A 17,567-nucleotide genomic window follows, 5' to 3' on the forward strand; every position below is an offset into this window, starting at 1 on the left:
ATAAAATTTAATTAAAAAGGTCACACATATTGTGGCCTTTTTTATGCCTTTTTTTATCCGTGACTTTAAGATTTTTCCATAAAATTTGATTAAAAATTTAAGTAACTCAATGTAAATTTTCTTAATTATAGGGTTAGGATGGAATATCACACTTTTTTGCACATTGTTGATTTTGCCACTCCCCATTACTGTGCATTTAAGCTAAGATAGTGTGCTTTTTATTTTTTAATCCCTATAAGAAGGAATACTGCCGTGGACGTACGTCTGTCTGATCGTGTAAATAGCATCAAACCGTCCCCTACACTTGCTGTTACTAACAAAGCTGCTGAATTAAAAGCTGCTGGTAAAAACGTAATTGGTTTAGGCGCAGGTGAACCGGATTTCGATACCCCACAACACATCAAAGATGCTGCAATTGCTGCTATCAACAATGGCTTCACTAAATATACAGCTGTTGACGGTACTCCAGGTCTTAAAAAAGCAATTATTGCTAAATTAAAACGCGACAATAACCTTGATTACGCTGCAAACCAAATCTTGGTTTCTTGTGGTGGTAAACAATCTTTCTTTAACTTGGCACTTGCTTTGTTAAACAAAGGTGACGAAGTAATTATCCCTGCTCCTTACTGGGTAAGCTACCCAGACATGGTGATCATTGCTGAAGGTACTCCTGTAATCGTGAAATGTGGTGAAGACCAACGTTTCAAAATTACGCCTGCTCAATTAGAAGCTGCAATCACTGACAAAACTCGTTTAGTGGTTCTAAACAGCCCTTCTAACCCAACAGGTATGATCTACACTAAAGAAGAATTACTTGCTTTAGCTGACGTTCTACGTAAATACCCAGAAGTTTTAGTTGCTTCTGATGATATGTACGAACCAATCCGTTGGGACGACGAATTCTACAACATCGCAACAGTTGCACCAGACCTTTACGATCGCGTAATCGTTCTTAACGGTGTATCTAAAGCTTATGCAATGACTGGCTGGCGTATTGGCTACGCTGCGGGCCCAGCTAAACTTATTGGTGCGATGAAAAAAATCCAATCTCAATCAACTTCAAACCCAACTTCTATTTCACAAGTTGCTGCTGAAGCTGCATTGAATGGTCCTCAAGACGTTCTTGAGCCAATGATTGAAGCATTCAAACGCCGTCACGACTTAGTTGTGAAAGGTTTGAACGACATCAACGGTATCACTTGCCTTCCTGCTGACGGTGCATTCTATGCATACGCAAACATCCGTCCATTGATTCGTGCAAAAGGTTTAAAATCTTGCACAGAATTCTCTGCATGGTTGTTGGAAGAAACTGGTGTTGCCGTTGTTCCTGGTGATGCGTTCGGTCTAGGTGGTTATATGCGTATTTCTTATGCAACTGCAGACGAAGTGCTTGTTGATGCGCTTGCTCGTATCAAAAAAGCTGCTGATTCAATCGAAGGCATTGACGCTGCGATTGCTTCCATTGCTGCTGAAAAATAATCTGCTTTTAAAAAGCTAGATTTAAAAAACCCGCGAATATCGCGGGTTTTTTATACTCATCAAAAGAATAAATTAATACTCTTCACTTCAACATGCTTTTGATCAATTTTTTTTCGCGGTTCAAACTAAATAACAAAGCTTATCCAGCCCATTTGACTCCCTTCAAATCGACTTAAATATTAAAAAGCCAAACGATAAAACCTAAAACTAACCTTCATATTCAAATCTTTGGTTTGCATTCTTTTTACGTTTTCAGCTATGTTATTTAAATAAGTTCCATTTTAGAACCCAAAATAACCACAAAACTAACATATCCAGAGATATACCAATGAACATCAAAGAAATGACTGGACTCGAAATTTTAAAGGCAATGATGCAAGGCCAAATTCCACCTGCAAGCATTAGTGAAATTATTCCAATGCAACCCAAAAAGATTGAGCAAGGTAATGTAGAGTTTGTTGTAAAAGCCGATCAGCGCCATTTAAATCCACTTGGTGGTGTGCATGGTGGCTTTGCAGCAACAGTCTTAGATACAGTTACAGGGTGTGTCGTACACTCGGCATTAGAAGCTGGTATAGGCTATGGCACCATTGATCTCAATATAAAAATGTGTCGACCTATCCCTAAAAATCAAGATTTAACCGCAATAGGCCATTTAATTAATATCAGCAAAAATTTAGCAATTTCAGAAGGCAGAATTATGGATAACAATGGAAAGATATATGCTCATGCAACAGCGACATGCATGATTATACGTCCTTAATATTTTATTTTTCTGCTCGCAATTCAATGCGAGCAGATGATGGTTCAAACTTAAATTGCTGAATGTAAGGCGCGAATTAATTGGCCTTCGCTTAGATCAATGCGATTACTGCCCTTTTGAAAGCAGTAATATTTTAAAGCACTTTCTAACTCAACACGAAGTTCTTGTTGTTCTGAAATAGACCATACTTTAGAACGATTTGAGCCTGATAACGCATTACCGGCCAATTGGTATAAATACAAATCTTGCTTGCGTTGTAAAGGCACACGACGACCATCATCTTGATGTTCAAAACGTAAATGACAAGGCGCGTTGATCAACCATTTTTCACTAAACCACAGTTGTAATAAATCACCCAATGCCAAGTCACTTCGACCCAAAGGCCAAACGTCAACGTATGCACCTTCGACAGGTGTTTGATATTGCTCTTGGTTACTAATAATGGAAAGATAGTTTTCTTGGTAAAAAGAAAAATTTGAAAAAATCTGAGAAATAGTCAGCGTATTCATTCGCTTTCTCCTGTTTAGCCATTTTAGTGCTGGCAAGTTGGGTTTAAATCCACACTGTTTAAACATATGTTTAAACGCTCTTTTGTTGTATTCAGACTATCAATTGAATTTTTTCTTTGCAAGCCTAAGATTCATTTTTTCTAAAAAATCCTTCTTTTTGTTCAAATAAAAAACATCTATCACGCATTTCTCCTCATATTGGTATTTTTAGCTTGACCCTCTTCAAAATCTGCTTATAATCGCATTCAGATTCTCCAATAGCTCAGTCGGTAGAGCGACGGACTGTTAATCCGCAGGTCCCTGGTTCGAGCCCAGGTTGGAGAGCCAAATTCTAAAGCCCATTTATTTAAATGGGCTTTTTTAATACCTATGATTTACATATAATCTATAAGTTATTGTCATTAAAATAAAAAAAATGTTCATTCAAGTTGATGCTGAATCAAATAAAACTGCCTTAAAACACTACCTCACTGCATTCATTTTTCTTTTAATTATTATCAGCCCATTTGCAATTTATTTGGTGAGCTGCACACCCGAAAGTGAAATTGAGCAACATTTCAAAACACCACCCAATTTATATAATAGTGAATCTAACACCCTTCTTGACAGCAAGCTACAATGGTTGATTCCACCTCAGCAGATTCAAAATCACAATATTATTCGCGAAATATCTGAATCTGTATTGAACGAGATGACAGAAGGACAATATTGGTCAAGCACACCGATTACGCTGCAAAACCAATCTGATCAGTTATATGTTCATATCGATTTTGCAGGTCAGCAACAAACTCGAAAAGATCTTGAAATTTCGGTACTGCCGTTATGTATTGTTCACGTAAAAGAAACACCATGTATGAAAGCTGGGTTAAATGCAAGTGGACAACTCTTTAACATCTCAACTCAAAAAAATACGCAATATCACACATTGGAGACCAATAAATCTTGGATCTTTTATGGCCATGAATTCCAAGAAAATTATATTATCCCACCACAAGCCACTCTCAAATTTTTAGTTAAAGCCAACATCCCTGAACACTTAACCCTACAATGGCTTAGGCTAAGCATCAGTACTAGCCCCATTGTTGAGAAACAGCAAAATTTTATGCTCATGACGCAAAACAGTATGAAAATAAAATATGCACTTGCTCTATTACCACTCTTCATATTAGCTTTGATGCACATTTTTCAAGGGTTTGAAAGCCTTCGTAATTTATCTATCGGCGCACTTTCAGCACTTTTATTTGCTATCAACACCATCATTTGGGATATCCACTATATGGTGATTGGTTGCTTGATTTTATGTTTTGCAAGTGTCTTTTATTGTTTTGAAAGCCGATATTATCGACTGCTCTATTTAACGGGGTATTTACTGATCGCAGGCTATTCGCAGCAATATTATGGTGGTTTTAATAAACACTTTTTCACTCAAACCAGTTTAATTTTATTGATAGGTTTATCGATGTTTTATCTTGAACCTAAAGATAGCTAAATCATTTTCATAAAAAAGCTCCGCAAATCGCAGAGCTTTTTCTCTTTTAATCACCTTAGATTACATTAAAGCTCAAAGTATATTTATATCGTTTTAATGTATCGCCTTTCATTTCAAAAGGCTGTTGATAATCGATTTTCAGTAAATACTGACCACAATCTGATAGGTTAAAATTTAAGTTTCCATCTTGATCAGTTTTAAGCGTTTTATAAACTTTTCCTTCACGGCTGTAATCCGTTGTTTGCTGCAAAATTTCAACCTGCAAACCCACAACCGCTTTTTTCTGATCTAGCACTTTCAGTTGTACAGGCTCATTTTGCTTAATGGCATTCGGATGAGTTTTAAATTGCATATCAAAGCCATCATGCAAATGATTCACCACTTGTGTAGACGTTACACGGCGCGATACAAAAGTTTCAATGATTTCTTGAGTTTGAATACTTTTGATTTGCGACTTTTTAGTCAACTCGGCTGTATAAATGACATTTGCATTCGCTGTTTTTTGAGGATCACGCACACCATTGATTAACGCTTTCCACTGCTTTTGATCATAAGCAAAACGCGCTGTACTTCCCTGCTTTTCACCACGAAGACGATACGTGCCATTTTGCTTATTTTCTAAACTATAACTGCTGACCGTTTGCGTTTTTACCCAATCGGCATCTGTTAAATGCAGCTTATCACCTGATGGTGTATGTACATGGAAATTAAAGTTTTTAATGGCTATTTCAGAAACAAATGGATTGTCATAAAAACCTGAAAGAATGGCACTATGATTATTAAATGTTTGATAGTTTAATGGCGCTACATAAGGATAATGCGCTTGAGCCTGATCAACCGCACACAAAGCGATACAGAGTAAAGTGAATTGTAATTTCATATTGAATAAGTGAGCTTAAATTGTTTGATTCATAGAGATCGTTTCATTTTAGATTCACCCAAGATAATTGTAAATAATTCTTATTATCATTTATTTTAAGTGCATAAAAAATCCCCCATTCTGGAGGACTCTTTTATCAGGCTGCTTTAACGGGCACACCACTATGAAAGCGAAATAATTCATCTGGGCTGCTAATCAGATTTTTTTCAACTTCACGAATATGCTCAATACGCATCTGAATATCTTCTTTCGGGTTCTTTAGCTTATTGGTCGTCGCTACGTCCATAGCTAATGCTAAATAGTCCTCATAATGGCGTGATTCAGACTTTAGCAAATAGCGGTAGTAACGCCCCAACTCTTCATCCACATGTGGTGCAAGCGCATAGAAACGCTCGCAAGACCGTGCCTCAACGAATGCACCAATCACCAAGATATCAATTAACGCTTCTGGCTCATAAGTCCGTACTTCTTTGCGTAGACCACCCGCATACCGACCAGCACTGATTGCAGTCCATTCCTGACCACGTTTTGCCATCAGTTCCAGCACTTGCTCATAGTGCAGCATTTCTTCACGTACTAGCTGTGCCAGTTTGATTTGTAAATCCGAGAAAAAACTATAACGAAACATCAAATTCATTGCTGTACTTGCTGCTTTCTTTTCACAATTGGCATGATCCTGCATCAGGATATCCAAATTATTTAAAGCTTCATCTAGCCATGCTTTTGGTGTTTCACACCCCAAGAAGCCAATGACTGGCTTCATTAGGGCATCATAATCAATATTTGACATATACTTTACTTAAAAATTAACGTGCGGCTTTAATCGCAGCTTTCATTTGTTTTACAGACTGTGCCAATCCAATAAACACTGCATCAGCAATAATCGAGTGACCAATATTTAGTTCATGAATTTGCGCAATGCGCGCAATCGGAGTGACATTGTCAAGATTTAAGCCATGGCCAGCATTCACAATCAAACCTTTAGATGCGGCATATTCAGCACCTTGAATAATACGTTCCAGCTCTGCCTTCTGCGCTTCAGGTGTTTCAGCATCTGCATATGCACCTGTATGCAACTCAATCGTAGGTGCGCCACAGGCAATTGCTGCATCAATTTGAGCAAAGTCAGCATCAATAAATAATGAAACTTCGCAACCAATCGCTGCGAGTGCTTGAGTCGCGTTTTTTACATCTTCAAAATGCCCAACAACATCTAAACCACCTTCAGTCGTCACTTCTTCACGCTTTTCAGGAACAAAGCATACATGATGCGGCTGAATCTCTTTGGCAAATTCAACCATTTCATTGGTCACTGCCATTTCAAGATTCATATGGGTTTTTAATACAGAACGCATACGACGTACATCATCATCCTTAATATGGCGACGATCTTCACGTAAATGCAGCGTAATCCCTTCCGCCCCCGCTTGCTCACAAATAATTGCGGCATTCACAGGATCTGGATAAGTTGTCCCACGTGCATTTCGTAGTGTTGCCACATGGTCAATATTTACACCAAGCAAAGCTGCCATAATTCTTTCCTAATGACGTTGAGTTTGAGAATTCTGTATCCACAATTGACGACTTTTTAATGGACGATCGCCAAGCAAGGAAGTAATCATTTGTCGGTACAACTTAGACAGTAATTGTAACTGTTCAGGATTAAATTCCCCACCTTTTTCATAATCACACATACTTAAAATATGTTGACCTGACAATGTTGCGCGTGAGGCTTTAATGACAGGTTGAAAACCTTCGTTTAAATGAAATTGATAATTTTCATGAGGCTGAATTTGCTGTTGATTTGCATCAGTTGAAAAATCCAACGCAAAACCCAATTCTTCAAGCAGCACATGCTCAAATTGTCTAAGGATTTGCCGTAAGAATAGATCAGGGTGGGCCTGGACAGACATGCATTGAAGTTTTTCCAAGGTGTGTGCATATTGAGCAAATGTCTCAGGCATCTCAACCTCTAACGGACATAGCCTCAATAAAACTTCATTTAGATAAAATCCTGAAAAAAAAGCATCCCCAAAAAAGAAAATCGGTTGATTTACAATTTCGAGTTTACTAAAGTTTTTAAGTTCGGACTTACCAGATGCTTGCAAGCAAATTGGTTGATACTGGGGAGGTGGCGTTTGCCTGAGAATACCATCAATTCGACCATGCTCCTGAGTAAACAAGTGCACAATATGACTTTTTTCACGATATTTACGATGGTGAATTAAATAACCATGCAGTATCTCATTACGCATGATTTGAAATATTAATCCTTGTCTTTCTTTTTCTTGTCGTCTTCATCTTCATCCCCATCTGGAATGACTGCACCCACAACTGCAGCGGTCCCTTTGACCACGCCTTTTGTGGTTTTATAAGCCACTTTGACAGGAACAGTAACGATTTTATGAATACACCCTTGTAGAAACAAAACACATGCCACTACAGCTAATACTTTCATCATTACTCTTCCCTCAAAGTTTGTTATTTAACGATTAGATATCGCTATAACCCAAGCTTTTCAACGCACGTTCATCATCAGACCAACCACCTTTGACTTTCACCCAAAGTGTCAGCATGATTTTTTGCTCGAACATTTTTTCCATATCCACACGTGCATCCATACCGATTTTCTTCAGTTTGGCACCTTTCTCACCAATCACAATGGCTTTTTGGCCAGAGCGATCGACAAAAATCGTCGCATCAATATAGGTACACGCCGCTTTAGGACGACCTGTTTTTGGATTAATTGTTGCTTCTTCTGTTTTAAACGACTCAATTTGAACCGTTAAATCATAAGGCAGCTCTTCACCCAATTGACGCATGATTTTTTCACGGATAATTTCAGATGCAAGGAAACGCTCTGAACGATCAGTCAATTGCTCAAGTGAATACAGTGGTGGTTGGAACGGCAGATATTTCTCAATCGTACTGCGCAAATGATCCAAATTTGCACCGCGTAACGCTGATACAGGAACAATTTCTGCAAAATTCATCAATTTTGCACGCTCTTGTATCAAGGGTAATGCATGGTTTTTGTTTTCTAGCGTATCAATTTTATTGATCACAAGAATAACCGGCATATCGGCATTTTTTAGCTTTTCTAACACTAAATCATCATTCTGTGTCCATTTGTCTGCATCAATCACAAACAAAACCAAGTTCACATCACGAAGTGCAGAATGCGCCGCACGGTTCATCATTTTATTGATGGCACGAACTTCTTTTTTGTGCATCCCTGGCGTATCCACGAATACTGCCTGAGACTTTTCGCGTGAGTCAATACCCACAATTTTATGACGCGTCGTTTGTGGTTTACGTGACGTAATTGAAAGTTTTTGACCCAAAATATGGTTCATTAACGTTGATTTACCCACGTTTGGACGACCGACAATCGCCACAAAACCACTTTTAAAATCGGCAGGAATTTCAGTACCTTGTGCACTAAAAAACTGACTAATTAAATCGTTACTGTCGCCTTGCGACTCGTGATCAGCATCTACGTGATCGGAATGAGTAGTCATTAAGACTTTTTCTCCAAAATTTCTAAGATTTCTGCCGCTACTGCCTGTTCAGCAAAGCGACGGCTTGAACCTTCACCGTATTTAACAGGGAGCCCTTCAACTGTACATTCAACTTTAAAATGTTGGTTCGGAGCATCACCCTGAATATCTACAACCTCGTAAACCGGGAGAGGTTTTTTACGTGCTTGTAAATACTCTTGCAAACGTGATTTAGGATCTTTCAGTTGATCAGTTGGTTCAATATGATCTAAATATGGCACATACCATTTAAGAACAATCGGTTCCAGAATTTTTAAATCCTGACAATCGACATAGATTGCACCAATGATCGATTCAACGGTATCCGCAAGTATAGACTCGCGATGATGACCGCCAGATTTCAACTCACCTGTACTCAAGATTAATTCTTGACTGAGTTTTAAGTCATTGGCAATTTTTCCTAAGGCTTCCTGACGAACCAGTGTCGCACGCATACGCGTTAGACGCCCTTCATTTTCATGCGGGTAGGCATGGTACAGATAATTGGCAATTATCATACCCAATAATGAATCGCCCAGATATTCTAGGCGTTCATAATTGTATTTATGGCTCACCGATCGGTGGGTCAAGGCCAGTTGTAACAATTCAGGTTGTTTAAACTGATAACCGATACGACTTGCTAAACGAGCTTCATTTAGCTTGGACTGAGCTTTGATCAAAACTTTTCTCGAACTTCAACACAATATCAATATTCAATAAGAAAGGTTTTCTTATTTCATAATCTGTTTTCACTTGTAGACCATCTACATTAGTGACTTGAGCAATATCTTTAAAATTTAAATCACGTACACCATTCATATCTAAACGCTGTGACATTTGTGACTCAAACTTACTCGGAGCAATATTTTTAGGACTGCTCTTCATCAATTCTTCAATTTCATTGTTGACGAGACGATCGTCAACATACGGTCCCCAAACCGCAATTAAAGCTTTAGCTAAAAAAGCAAAACCAATCACAGCAATTAAAATTGCAATATAAGACGTTCCCCGTTGATGTCTCATTTTATTTTCCTGATGTAAGACTAATCAATACTGCCATTACGACTAAATGAAGGCAGTTTTAAACCAGGTTCCTTATGCATCCACTTGTAAAAAGCACGTCCAGTGAGGTTTTCTTCAGGCACAAAGCCCCAAAAACGACTGTCCGCACTTTGATCGCGATTATCCCCCATCGCGAAATAGTGACCTTCAGGAACCTTAACTTCCCAATATAAACCATTTTCTGTTGAATATTTACCATTTTCAACATAGTTGATAAATGGTGCTTGGCGCGCAACATTGACGCCTTCAAGCTCACGCATGGTAAACGTATGCTTACCCATGGTTTCTTTATGATAAATCGATGTAGGTGTATCAAGTTGATCTTTTTCACGGCTAAATTCTACAGGAACTTTTGCCACCTTTTGACCATTCACACTCAGTTGACCATGATCGTAAATAATATGATCACCTGGTAAACCGACCACTCGTTTAATATAGCTGATGGTTGGTTGTGGTGGATAACGGAATACAATGACATCACCACGCTCAGGTTCACCGACATCAAGAATTTTTTTATTGACGATAGGTAATCGTACGCCATACTGATATTTATTCACCACAATAAAATCACCTGTTTCTAAGGTTGGAACCATAGAGTCAGATGGAATATTAAATGGCTCATATAAGAATGAACGCATCACCAAAACTATCGCTAGAATCGGCCAGAAATCATAAGCCCATGCGATAACGACATTTTCATTCCCTTTACCTTTGGTCTGCCGTTGCTTCCAGACAAACTTATCCAACAACCAAATTAAGAAAAAAATGACTGTGGCAGGAACAAGGATCAAATTAAAGTCAAAATCCATGAGCTCATAAACCTCTATTTATTATCTTTCTACTTTCAATACAGCAAGGAACGCTTCTTGTGGGATTTCGACGCTGCCCACTTGTTTCATACGTTTCTTACCTTCTTTTTGTTTCGCAAGAAGTTTCTTCTTACGCGACACGTCACCACCATAACATTTTGCCAAAACGTTTTTACGCATCGCTTTTACAGTTGAACGTGCAATGATTTGTGCACCAATCGCTGCTTGAATAGCCACATCGAACATTTGACGTGGAATTAAATCTTTCATTTTTTCCACAAGTGCAATACCACGATGGCGAGCATCTTGTCGGTGGCAAATCATGGCCAAGGCATCAACCTTTTCACCGTTGATTAACACATCCACCTTAACTAGGGATGAAGACTCAAAACGCACAAAGTTATAGTCTAACGATGCAAAACCGCGTGAACATGATTTCAATTTATCAAAGAAATCCATCACCACTTCAGCCATTGGAATTTCAAACGTAATGGCCACTTGGTTCGCCATAAACTTCATATTCTTTTGAACGCCGCGACGTTCAACACATAAAGTCATCACATTACCCAAGTATTCTTGCGGTACTAAAATGTGACATTCGGCAATTGGCTCACGTAAGTCTTCAACTGTTGAACCATCAGGCATTTTAGAAGGACTGTCGATATAAATGGTTTGACCATTTTTCATCACCGCTTCATAAATTACGGTTGGTGCTGAAGAAATCAGGTCAAGATCATATTCACGTTCTAAACGCTCTTGTACGATTTCCATGTGCAGCATCCCCAAGAAGCCGCAACGGAAACCAAAACCGAGCGCATCTGAACTTTCTGGTTCAAAGAATAATGCAGAGTCATTAATTTGCAGTTTGTGCAGCGCCTCACGGAACGGTTCAAATTCACTTGAATCGATTGGGAACAAACCTGCATAAACCTGTGGTTTCACTTTTTTGAAGCCCGGCAAGGTTGCTACTTCTGGTGTAGTTGCTAAGGTAATCGTATCACCCACTGGAGCACCAAAAATATCTTTAATACCCGCGATCACGAAACCAACTTCACCTGCTTCGAGCATGTCCGTTTCTGTGTGTTTCGGATTAAAAATACCTACTGAAGTAATGATGTGCGTTTGACCTGTTGATTTCATCAACATTTTATCGCCTTTACGCACACGGCCTTCTTTAATACGAACCAAAGAAACCACGCCTAAATAGTTATCGAACCAAGAGTCGATAATCAAGGCTTGTAAAGGTGCATTACGATCGCCTTCGGGTGCAGGAATGACATTTACCAGTGTTTCAAGCACACCTTCAATGCCTAGACCCGTTTTCGCTGAACACGTCGGTGCTTCAGTCGCTTCAATACCAATAATATCTTCAATTTCTTGAATCACACGTTCTGGCTCTGCTTGCGGCAAATCGATTTTGTTTAAAACCGGTAGAACTTCTAGACCTTGTTCAATTGCGGTATAGCAGTTTGCTACAGATTGTGCTTCTACCCCTTGTGCAGCATCGACAACCAATAGTGCACCTTCACACGCAGCCAAAGAGCGTGAAACTTCATAAGAAAAGTCAACGTGCCCCGGTGTGTCAATGAAGTTGAGTTGGTATTCTTCACCATTAGGATGGGTGTAATACAAAGTCACTGACGCAGCTTTAATCGTAATACCACGCTCACGTTCCAATTCCATAGAATCTAGAACCTGCGCCTGCATTTCACGATCTTGCAAACCACCACAAGTTTGAATAAATCGGTCGGCAAGAGTCGACTTACCATGGTCGATATGCGCAATGATCGAGAAGTTACGAATGTTTTTTATATCAACAGATTTTTTAGCTTGCGCCATGGGCTACCTTGGAAAAATAAAAGCGCTATACATGCAATTCTTTATGCATAGCAAAAGCCGAATAGAAATTGCCGAGGATTATAGCAGATGGATTTTTCAAAGTATCGAAAATAATGCATTGCTTTTATGCAAGTCATTCATCCTACATGGAGAACTTGGCTAGTCTTGGTTTGAAATTTTGCGATAAAATCAAACTCAAAGATCATAAGCACTAAAATCCAGCGGATTTAGGCTATCCGCAATAGGTTGATACGCTTGGGTAAAGGTTGGCGACATGCGTTTTGGACGACCTGTGGCAATTTCAATGCATGCCCACTGCGTATTGCCTGTAAATAATATCGCTTTGTCTTTAGGGCGATAAAATACATACTGACGAAACGAATACAATCCATTGATATCATTGAGCCACGTTCGCAGAATAATCTCTTCACCTTCAACTGCTGCTTTGCGATATTGCACATGATGCTCTACAGCAACCATGGCATGCTTCAATTCCAGATATTCTTTCAAGCCTAGACCCAAGGCTTCAATATGTGCTGTCGCGACATCTTGCATCCAACTGACGTACACCACGTTATTTACATGATTTAATGTGTCGATATGTTCAGCTTGAACTGTAATTTTTAAATCAAAGATGTCGCTCATAGCGTCCTGCAAATTTTAAACTATGCCCTACAGTCTACTCATTTTTATCTAAGGGTAAATTGCAAAAACACTAAAGTTAAAAAAACCACTCGCTTGGAGTGGTTTTCATTCAGCAACTCTTATTGAATACGCATGCCTACAATCGCACGTTGTCCCTGACGAATCAAAGAAACACGTGCAATGCTACCATTTTTCAACTCTGAAATGACTTTCACAAAATCTTCAGCGTTATTTACAGCTTTATTATTGACTTGAGTCACAACGTCACCCGGCTGAATTCGCGCTTGTGCAGCAATACCACCAGCTCGTACATCTTGAATTAATACACCACCTTTCACACTCAGTTGCTTTAATTCATCTGCAGTTAAATTACGAATTGACACCCCAATCACCGGGCCTTTTTTCACAGGTGCAATTTCAGCTTTTGCAGGCGTATCATCTGGTGCAGTGATCAAGGTTGCTGAAATGTTTTGGCGTTTATCATCACGTAATACTTCAAGCTGAATACTTTGATTAGGACCTGTACGATTGAGATAATTCAGTAGTTCGCCAGTACGTGAAATCGGTGTACCATTAAATTTCAAAATGACATCACCCGCTTTAAAGCCAGCTTTTGCTGCGGGTGAATTCGGTGCAACTTGAGTAATCAATGAGCCCTCAGGTTTTGAAAGGTTATAGGATTCAGCAAGATTCCGATCGATATCTTGCAGCATAACGCCTAAGTAAGCACGTGTCACCTTGCCGTTTTTCTTTAATTGGTCTGCAACATCCATCGCCACATCAATAGGAATCGAGAACGATAAACCCATATAACCACCCGTACCACTAAAGATACGAGAGTTCACCCCAACCACTTCACCAGACTGGTTAAATAAAGGGCCGCCTGAGTTTCCGGGGTTCAATGCCACATCGGTTTGAATAAATGGAACCGAGGTTTCTCCCATCATATTGCGCATTTTCGCACTGACAATCCCTGCCGAAGCTGAATAGTCAAAACCAAATGGTGAACCAATAGCCAACACTGGCTCACCTACACGTAAACGGTCAACATTACCTGTGCGTAGCTCTGGAAAATTTGAACCTTTCACCTTTAGCAAAGCCACATCAGTCCGCTCATCACTACCCACAACGGTGGCATCAATTTCACGGCGGTCATTCAATACGATGGTGACTTTCGATGCATCTTCTACCACATGGTGATTAGTTAATAGATAACCATCTTTACTAATAAAGAATGCGCTTCCATAACCGGTCTTTTCTTGCGGCATTTTTTGCTGCGGGATAACGACCTGATTACCAAAAAAGCGTCGTAATATTTCTGGGACTTGCTGCTGTAAAAGCTCTTCTTGACTGAGCTTTTTAACCACATTCACGCTTACGACAGCTGGGCTGACCTGTTCAACCAAATTGGAAAAATCAACAGGACCTGCTGCCTGCGTTTGTACGCTAGCAACCGTAAACACAGCTGCATAAAGTCCCTTTTGTAAATACGATTTATTCATTGTTAGCATTCACTCAATTGTGCTTATCATTTGAAATACGTTAGTTTTTATCACAATGCAAGTCTAAGCTTCGTAATAAAATGTTTGATGATTATTTATGATAAACAATCTTAAACATTCCTTAAATATTACAGATCTATGAATATTTTTCATTATTTAGTTAATTTATAGTCATTGCGTTTTTAGGCAAAAACAGTTGTGATGATCGGACATTTTTAAAATTAGCTGATGGACATGTCTAATTTAAACACGACACATCAATTTGATGTGATTATTGTGGGAAGTGGCGGTGCAGGCCTAAGTTTAGCCCTCTCGTTACCAGATCATTTTAATATTGCTGTTTTAGCTAAATCGACGCTGACGGATGCCAGTACATATTATGCCCAAGGTGGCGTGGCAGCCGTCCTCGATAAAACAGATTCTATTGAACAACATATCAATGACACCATGATTGCCGGTGCGCATTTATGTGAAATGGCAGCGGTAAAACAAACCGTTGAAGGTGGTAAATCTTCTGTCGATTTTCTACTGAATCAGGGTGTGCAATTTACTTTAGACGACCAAGAACAGTTACATCTGACACGTGAAGGTGGTCACTCTCACCGGCGGATTATCCATGCAGCAGATGCCACAGGTCGTGCTATTTCCACAACATTGGTTGAACGTGCGCAAGAAAAAGCCAATATTCATATTTTTGAAAATTTTATTGCAATCGATTTAATCACCGCACAAAAATTAAATCCTGAAGCTGAAAACCGTGCTCTCGGTCTATATGCTTTAGATGAAAAAACCGAAAAAGTACATACCTTTTTAGCACCGTTCACTGCCCTTGCCTGTGGTGGTGCCATGAAGGCATATTTATATACATCAAATCCCGACATTGCGACGGGTGATGGTATTGCCATGGCGTATCGTGCAGGCTGCCGTGTTGCCAATATGGAGTTTAACCAATTCCATCCAACCTGTTTATATCATCCTCAAGCTCGCTCTTTCTTAATTACCGAAGCGATGCGTGGCGAAGGTGCCTATTTACGTCTTCCAGATGGTGAACGCTTTATGCTGCGCTTTGATGAGCGTGCCGAATTAGCACCACGCGATATCGTAGCGCGCGCTATCGATTATGAAATCAAACGTCTAGGAATCCGTCATGTTTGGCTTGATATCACCCATAAACCTGCAGAATTTGTCAAAGAACATTTCCCAACATTGTATGCACGCTTAATGGAACTCGGTATTGATATTACCAAAGAAATGATTCCTGTGGTTCCTGCTGCTCACTACACCTGTGGCGGCGTTGTGGTTGATGAAAACAGTCAGACCGATATTCCAGGCCTATATGCCATTGGGGAAACCTCTTATACTGGTCTACATGGTGCAAACCGTATGGCGAGTAACTCCTTACTGGAATGTTTCGTTTATGGCATGAGTGCATCAGCACATATCACAGCACAGCATCAGGGATCCTATCAGGCGCCTCATGTCCCAGAATGGGATGACTCGCAAGTGACCAACCCTGACGAAGACGTGGTGATTTTGCAGAATTGGGATGAACTTCGCCAAACCATGTGGAACTACGTGGGTATTGTCAGAACAACCAAACGGCTTCAACGTGCGCTCCATCGTATTGAAATGCTCAATCGTGAAATTACCGAGTATTACCAAGACTACCAAGTCAGTAAAAATCTGATTGAATTACGTAACTTAGTGTTGGTTTCAGAAATGATTGTACGCTGTGCAATGGAACGTAAAGAATCACGTGGACTGCATTTCACTTTGGACTATCCTGAACAAGCAGCAGAATTACGAAAAACAGTCCTAACTCCACCCAATTTCCAAGTGGAATGTCCATTGGTGAATACAGAACTGGTTTCTTAAACATCTAAAATGTCTAAAAACCATAAAAAGCCGAATGTAAATTCGGCTTTTTATTTGAATCAGCAAATGCAATTGAGCCTTTATAATCGCTTCGGTGGAATAGAATAGCTTCCTGTTATATGTGCAACAGGCTCATCCACACCTGCTGAATACACCAACACCTCACCATAAATTATACTTTTGCCCACTTTCAGCAATCGACACTCGCCTATTAAGTCTTTATTGGCTTCTGGCTTTCTTAAAAAATTAATATTCATATTGGTCGTGACCGCAAGTCCCACAATCCCGATCTCCCCCAAGATGGCCACATATAGCGCAAAGTCAGCCAAAGTCATCATGGTTGGGCCAGAAATCGTATTACCCGGTCTTAGATCTTGTTCTGTGACATGCCAAATTAAAGTCGCGGTTTGCTGTCCAACTTCTTTAATCGTGCAATTTTTTAAACTTGGGGCAAATTCACGTTGTAAAAAATCAATAATCGCCTGCTTTCGATGCGGCATAAAAAAATCATCCATAACTTATGCTATGAATGATTTTTAAATCAAATACCTAAAGATTACTATGGCATTTTAGATCTGTTGCAAATGCAATAATGCCTGTTGAAAAACCTGTTCAGGTGTTTGTGTCGCATCGAGGCGCTTCATGCGTGCAGGCTCATTTTCATGGATTTCAGCAAAACCTGAACGCACTTTCTCAAAGAACGTTGCTTTCTCTTGCTCAAATCGATCCAAAGCACCACGTTCACGTGCACGTAACATCCCCGTTTCAATCGGTGCATCTAACCAAAAGGTAATATCAGGCATACGCGCCACAAAACCGCCATTTAAAACTTTCAGTTTTTCTCGGTCCAAACCACGGCCTGCACACTGATATGCAAAACTCGAATCTGTAAAACGGTCACATAAAACGATTTTATCTGCAGACAGTGCCGGTAGAATCACGGCTTCTAAATGCTGTGCACGTGCTGCATACATCAGCAATAATTCAGTATCATTACTCATGGTTTCTTCGTGGTTCACCGAAAGTAACAGTGAGCGAATTTGCTCTGCCATAGGTGTACCACCCGGCTCACGGGTTAATACCACATCTTTTGCTAAGTGTTGGAAATGCTCATGTAGTTTACGAATCAACGTGGTTTTACCCACACCTTCCGTGCCTTCAAAACTAATAAACATG

General features: G+C 39.7%; 19 protein-coding genes and 1 tRNA gene. 5 read left to right on the forward strand and 15 right to left on the reverse strand.

What is annotated here, in order from left to right; all coding sequences use genetic code 11:
* The first annotated feature begins 252 nt into the window (after nt 1–252).
* Together FTU37_RS08755 and FTU37_RS08760 are read left to right on the forward strand one after the other, a co-directional pair.
* Nucleotides 253–1,479: a pyridoxal phosphate-dependent aminotransferase gene (locus FTU37_RS08755; RefSeq protein WP_180124191.1), complete on the forward strand. Its 1,227-nt coding sequence runs from the start codon at nt 253–255 to the stop codon at nt 1,477–1,479.
* Between the two features lie 328 nt (nt 1,480–1,807).
* Nucleotides 1,808–2,242: a PaaI family thioesterase gene (locus FTU37_RS08760; RefSeq protein WP_111883987.1), complete on the forward strand. Its 435-nt coding sequence runs from the start codon at nt 1,808–1,810 to the stop codon at nt 2,240–2,242.
* Nucleotides 2,243–2,292: 50 nt separating this feature from the next.
* Here the strand turns inward: FTU37_RS08760 and FTU37_RS08765 are convergent, their stop codons facing one another.
* Nucleotides 2,293–2,751 carry a hypothetical protein gene (locus tag FTU37_RS08765; RefSeq protein WP_180124192.1) on the reverse strand — a complete coding sequence of 153 codons (459 nt, stop codon included), beginning with the start codon at nt 2,749–2,751 and terminating at the stop codon, nt 2,293–2,295.
* A gap of 251 nt (nt 2,752–3,002) precedes the next feature.
* Between FTU37_RS08765 and FTU37_RS08770 the strand changes: the two genes are divergently transcribed.
* Together FTU37_RS08770 and FTU37_RS08775 are read left to right on the forward strand one after the other, a co-directional pair.
* A tRNA-Asn gene (locus tag FTU37_RS08770) sits at nt 3,003–3,078 on the forward strand.
* Nucleotides 3,079–3,166: 88 nt separating this feature from the next.
* Entirely contained in the window at nt 3,167–4,240 is a 1,074-nt protein-coding gene (locus FTU37_RS08775) for a hypothetical protein (RefSeq protein ID WP_180124193.1), read from the forward strand.
* Nucleotides 4,241–4,295: 55 nt separating this feature from the next.
* Here FTU37_RS08775 and FTU37_RS08780 read toward each other — a convergent pair whose 3' ends face one another.
* From FTU37_RS08780 to FTU37_RS08835, 12 genes are all read right to left on the reverse strand, one after another.
* Nucleotides 4,296–5,120, reverse strand: a complete 825-nt coding sequence (locus FTU37_RS08780) for a DUF4198 domain-containing protein (protein ID WP_180124194.1) — start codon at nt 5,118–5,120, stop codon at nt 4,296–4,298.
* 136 nt (nt 5,121–5,256) lie between these two features.
* Nucleotides 5,257–5,910 carry a tRNA-(ms[2]io[6]A)-hydroxylase gene (locus FTU37_RS08785; RefSeq protein WP_078190322.1) on the reverse strand — a complete coding sequence of 218 codons (654 nt, stop codon included), beginning with the start codon at nt 5,908–5,910 and terminating at the stop codon, nt 5,257–5,259.
* A 16-nt stretch (nt 5,911–5,926) separates the two neighbouring features.
* Entirely contained in the window at nt 5,927–6,652 is a 726-nt protein-coding gene (gene pdxJ, locus FTU37_RS08790) for a pyridoxine 5'-phosphate synthase (protein WP_180054978.1), read from the reverse strand.
* 9 nt (nt 6,653–6,661) lie between these two features.
* Entirely contained in the window at nt 6,662–7,378 is a 717-nt protein-coding gene (gene recO, locus FTU37_RS08795) for a DNA repair protein RecO (protein WP_180007698.1), read from the reverse strand.
* An 8-nt stretch (nt 7,379–7,386) separates the two neighbouring features.
* The gene (locus FTU37_RS08800) at nt 7,387–7,581 is read right to left on the reverse strand and encodes an NF038104 family lipoprotein (protein ID WP_078192000.1); all 195 of its coding nucleotides are present in this window, start codon (nt 7,579–7,581) and stop codon (nt 7,387–7,389) included.
* A 31-nt stretch (nt 7,582–7,612) separates the two neighbouring features.
* A complete protein-coding gene (gene era / locus FTU37_RS08805; RefSeq protein ID WP_180007638.1) occupies nt 7,613–8,641 on the reverse strand; it encodes a GTPase Era in 1,029 nt (342 codons plus the stop codon).
* Complete coding sequence (gene rnc / locus FTU37_RS08810; RefSeq protein WP_111883979.1) at nt 8,641–9,339, reverse strand: ribonuclease III; 699 nt, start codon at nt 9,337–9,339, stop codon at nt 8,641–8,643. Before rnc ends, era begins: the two co-directional genes overlap by 1 nt.
* Nucleotides 9,311–9,682 carry a DUF4845 domain-containing protein gene (locus FTU37_RS08815; RefSeq protein WP_078192003.1) on the reverse strand — a complete coding sequence of 124 codons (372 nt, stop codon included), beginning with the start codon at nt 9,680–9,682 and terminating at the stop codon, nt 9,311–9,313. The genes rnc and FTU37_RS08815 overlap by 29 nt, the downstream gene beginning before the upstream one ends.
* Before the next feature lie 20 nt (nt 9,683–9,702).
* The gene (lepB, locus tag FTU37_RS08820; RefSeq protein ID WP_111883978.1) at nt 9,703–10,530 is read right to left on the reverse strand and encodes a signal peptidase I; all 828 of its coding nucleotides are present in this window, start codon (nt 10,528–10,530) and stop codon (nt 9,703–9,705) included.
* Between the two features lie 21 nt (nt 10,531–10,551).
* Complete coding sequence (lepA, locus tag FTU37_RS08825; RefSeq protein ID WP_180124195.1) at nt 10,552–12,369, reverse strand: translation elongation factor 4; 1,818 nt, start codon at nt 12,367–12,369, stop codon at nt 10,552–10,554.
* A gap of 195 nt (nt 12,370–12,564) precedes the next feature.
* A complete protein-coding gene (locus tag FTU37_RS08830; RefSeq protein WP_180124196.1) occupies nt 12,565–13,014 on the reverse strand; it encodes a thioesterase family protein in 450 nt (149 codons plus the stop codon).
* Nucleotides 13,015–13,133: 119 nt separating this feature from the next.
* Entirely contained in the window at nt 13,134–14,516 is a 1,383-nt protein-coding gene (locus FTU37_RS08835; protein ID WP_180124197.1) for a Do family serine endopeptidase, read from the reverse strand.
* Between the two features lie 228 nt (nt 14,517–14,744).
* Here FTU37_RS08835 and nadB point away from each other — a divergent pair, with 228 nt between their 5' ends.
* Complete coding sequence (gene nadB, locus FTU37_RS08840) at nt 14,745–16,391, forward strand: L-aspartate oxidase (protein WP_180124198.1); 1,647 nt, start codon at nt 14,745–14,747, stop codon at nt 16,389–16,391.
* An 80-nt stretch (nt 16,392–16,471) separates the two neighbouring features.
* Here nadB and FTU37_RS08845 read toward each other — a convergent pair whose 3' ends face one another.
* Nucleotides 16,472–16,891, reverse strand: coding sequence for a PaaI family thioesterase (locus FTU37_RS08845; RefSeq protein ID WP_180048710.1), 420 nt, complete (start codon nt 16,889–16,891; stop codon nt 16,472–16,474).
* A gap of 69 nt (nt 16,892–16,960) precedes the next feature.
* Nucleotides 16,961–17,566 (reverse strand): dTMP kinase, encoded by a 606-nt coding sequence (tmk, locus tag FTU37_RS08850; RefSeq protein WP_180007633.1) that lies wholly within the window; start codon nt 17,564–17,566, stop codon nt 16,961–16,963.
* Between the last annotated feature and the right edge of the window lies 1 nt (nt 17,567).

The organism is Acinetobacter sp. YH12097 (assembly GCF_013419225.1).
Taxonomy (GTDB): domain Bacteria; phylum Pseudomonadota; class Gammaproteobacteria; order Pseudomonadales; family Moraxellaceae; genus Acinetobacter; species Acinetobacter amyesii.

Coding starts and splice junctions, on each gene's coding strand:
- FTU37_RS08815 (WP_078192003.1), bottom strand. CDS start 9,682: ATGAGACATCAACGGGGAACGTCTTATATTGCAATTTTAATTGCTGTG.
- nadB (WP_180124198.1), top strand. CDS start 14,745: ATGGACATGTCTAATTTAAACACGACACATCAATTTGATGTGATTATT.
- FTU37_RS08775 (WP_180124193.1), top strand. CDS start 3,167: ATGTTCATTCAAGTTGATGCTGAATCAAATAAAACTGCCTTAAAACAC.
- FTU37_RS08765 (WP_180124192.1), bottom strand. CDS start 2,751: ATGAATACGCTGACTATTTCTCAGATTTTTTCAAATTTTTCTTTTTAC.
- FTU37_RS08780 (WP_180124194.1), bottom strand. CDS start 5,120: ATGAAATTACAATTCACTTTACTCTGTATCGCTTTGTGTGCGGTTGAT.
- pdxJ (WP_180054978.1), bottom strand. CDS start 6,652: ATGGCAGCTTTGCTTGGTGTAAATATTGACCATGTGGCAACACTACGA.
- FTU37_RS08760 (WP_111883987.1), top strand. CDS start 1,808: ATGAACATCAAAGAAATGACTGGACTCGAAATTTTAAAGGCAATGATG.
- lepA (WP_180124195.1), bottom strand. CDS start 12,369: ATGGCGCAAGCTAAAAAATCTGTTGATATAAAAAACATTCGTAACTTC.
- tmk (WP_180007633.1), bottom strand. CDS start 17,566: ATGTTTATTAGTTTTGAAGGCACGGAAGGTGTGGGTAAAACCACGTTG.
- era (WP_180007638.1), bottom strand. CDS start 8,641: ATGACTACTCATTCCGATCACGTAGATGCTGATCACGAGTCGCAAGGC.
- FTU37_RS08830 (WP_180124196.1), bottom strand. CDS start 13,014: ATGAGCGACATCTTTGATTTAAAAATTACAGTTCAAGCTGAACATATC.
- FTU37_RS08835 (WP_180124197.1), bottom strand. CDS start 14,516: ATGAATAAATCGTATTTACAAAAGGGACTTTATGCAGCTGTGTTTACG.
- FTU37_RS08800 (WP_078192000.1), bottom strand. CDS start 7,581: ATGATGAAAGTATTAGCTGTAGTGGCATGTGTTTTGTTTCTACAAGGG.
- FTU37_RS08785 (WP_078190322.1), bottom strand. CDS start 5,910: ATGTCAAATATTGATTATGATGCCCTAATGAAGCCAGTCATTGGCTTC.
- lepB (WP_111883978.1), bottom strand. CDS start 10,530: ATGGATTTTGACTTTAATTTGATCCTTGTTCCTGCCACAGTCATTTTT.
- FTU37_RS08845 (WP_180048710.1), bottom strand. CDS start 16,891: ATGCCGCATCGAAAGCAGGCGATTATTGATTTTTTACAACGTGAATTT.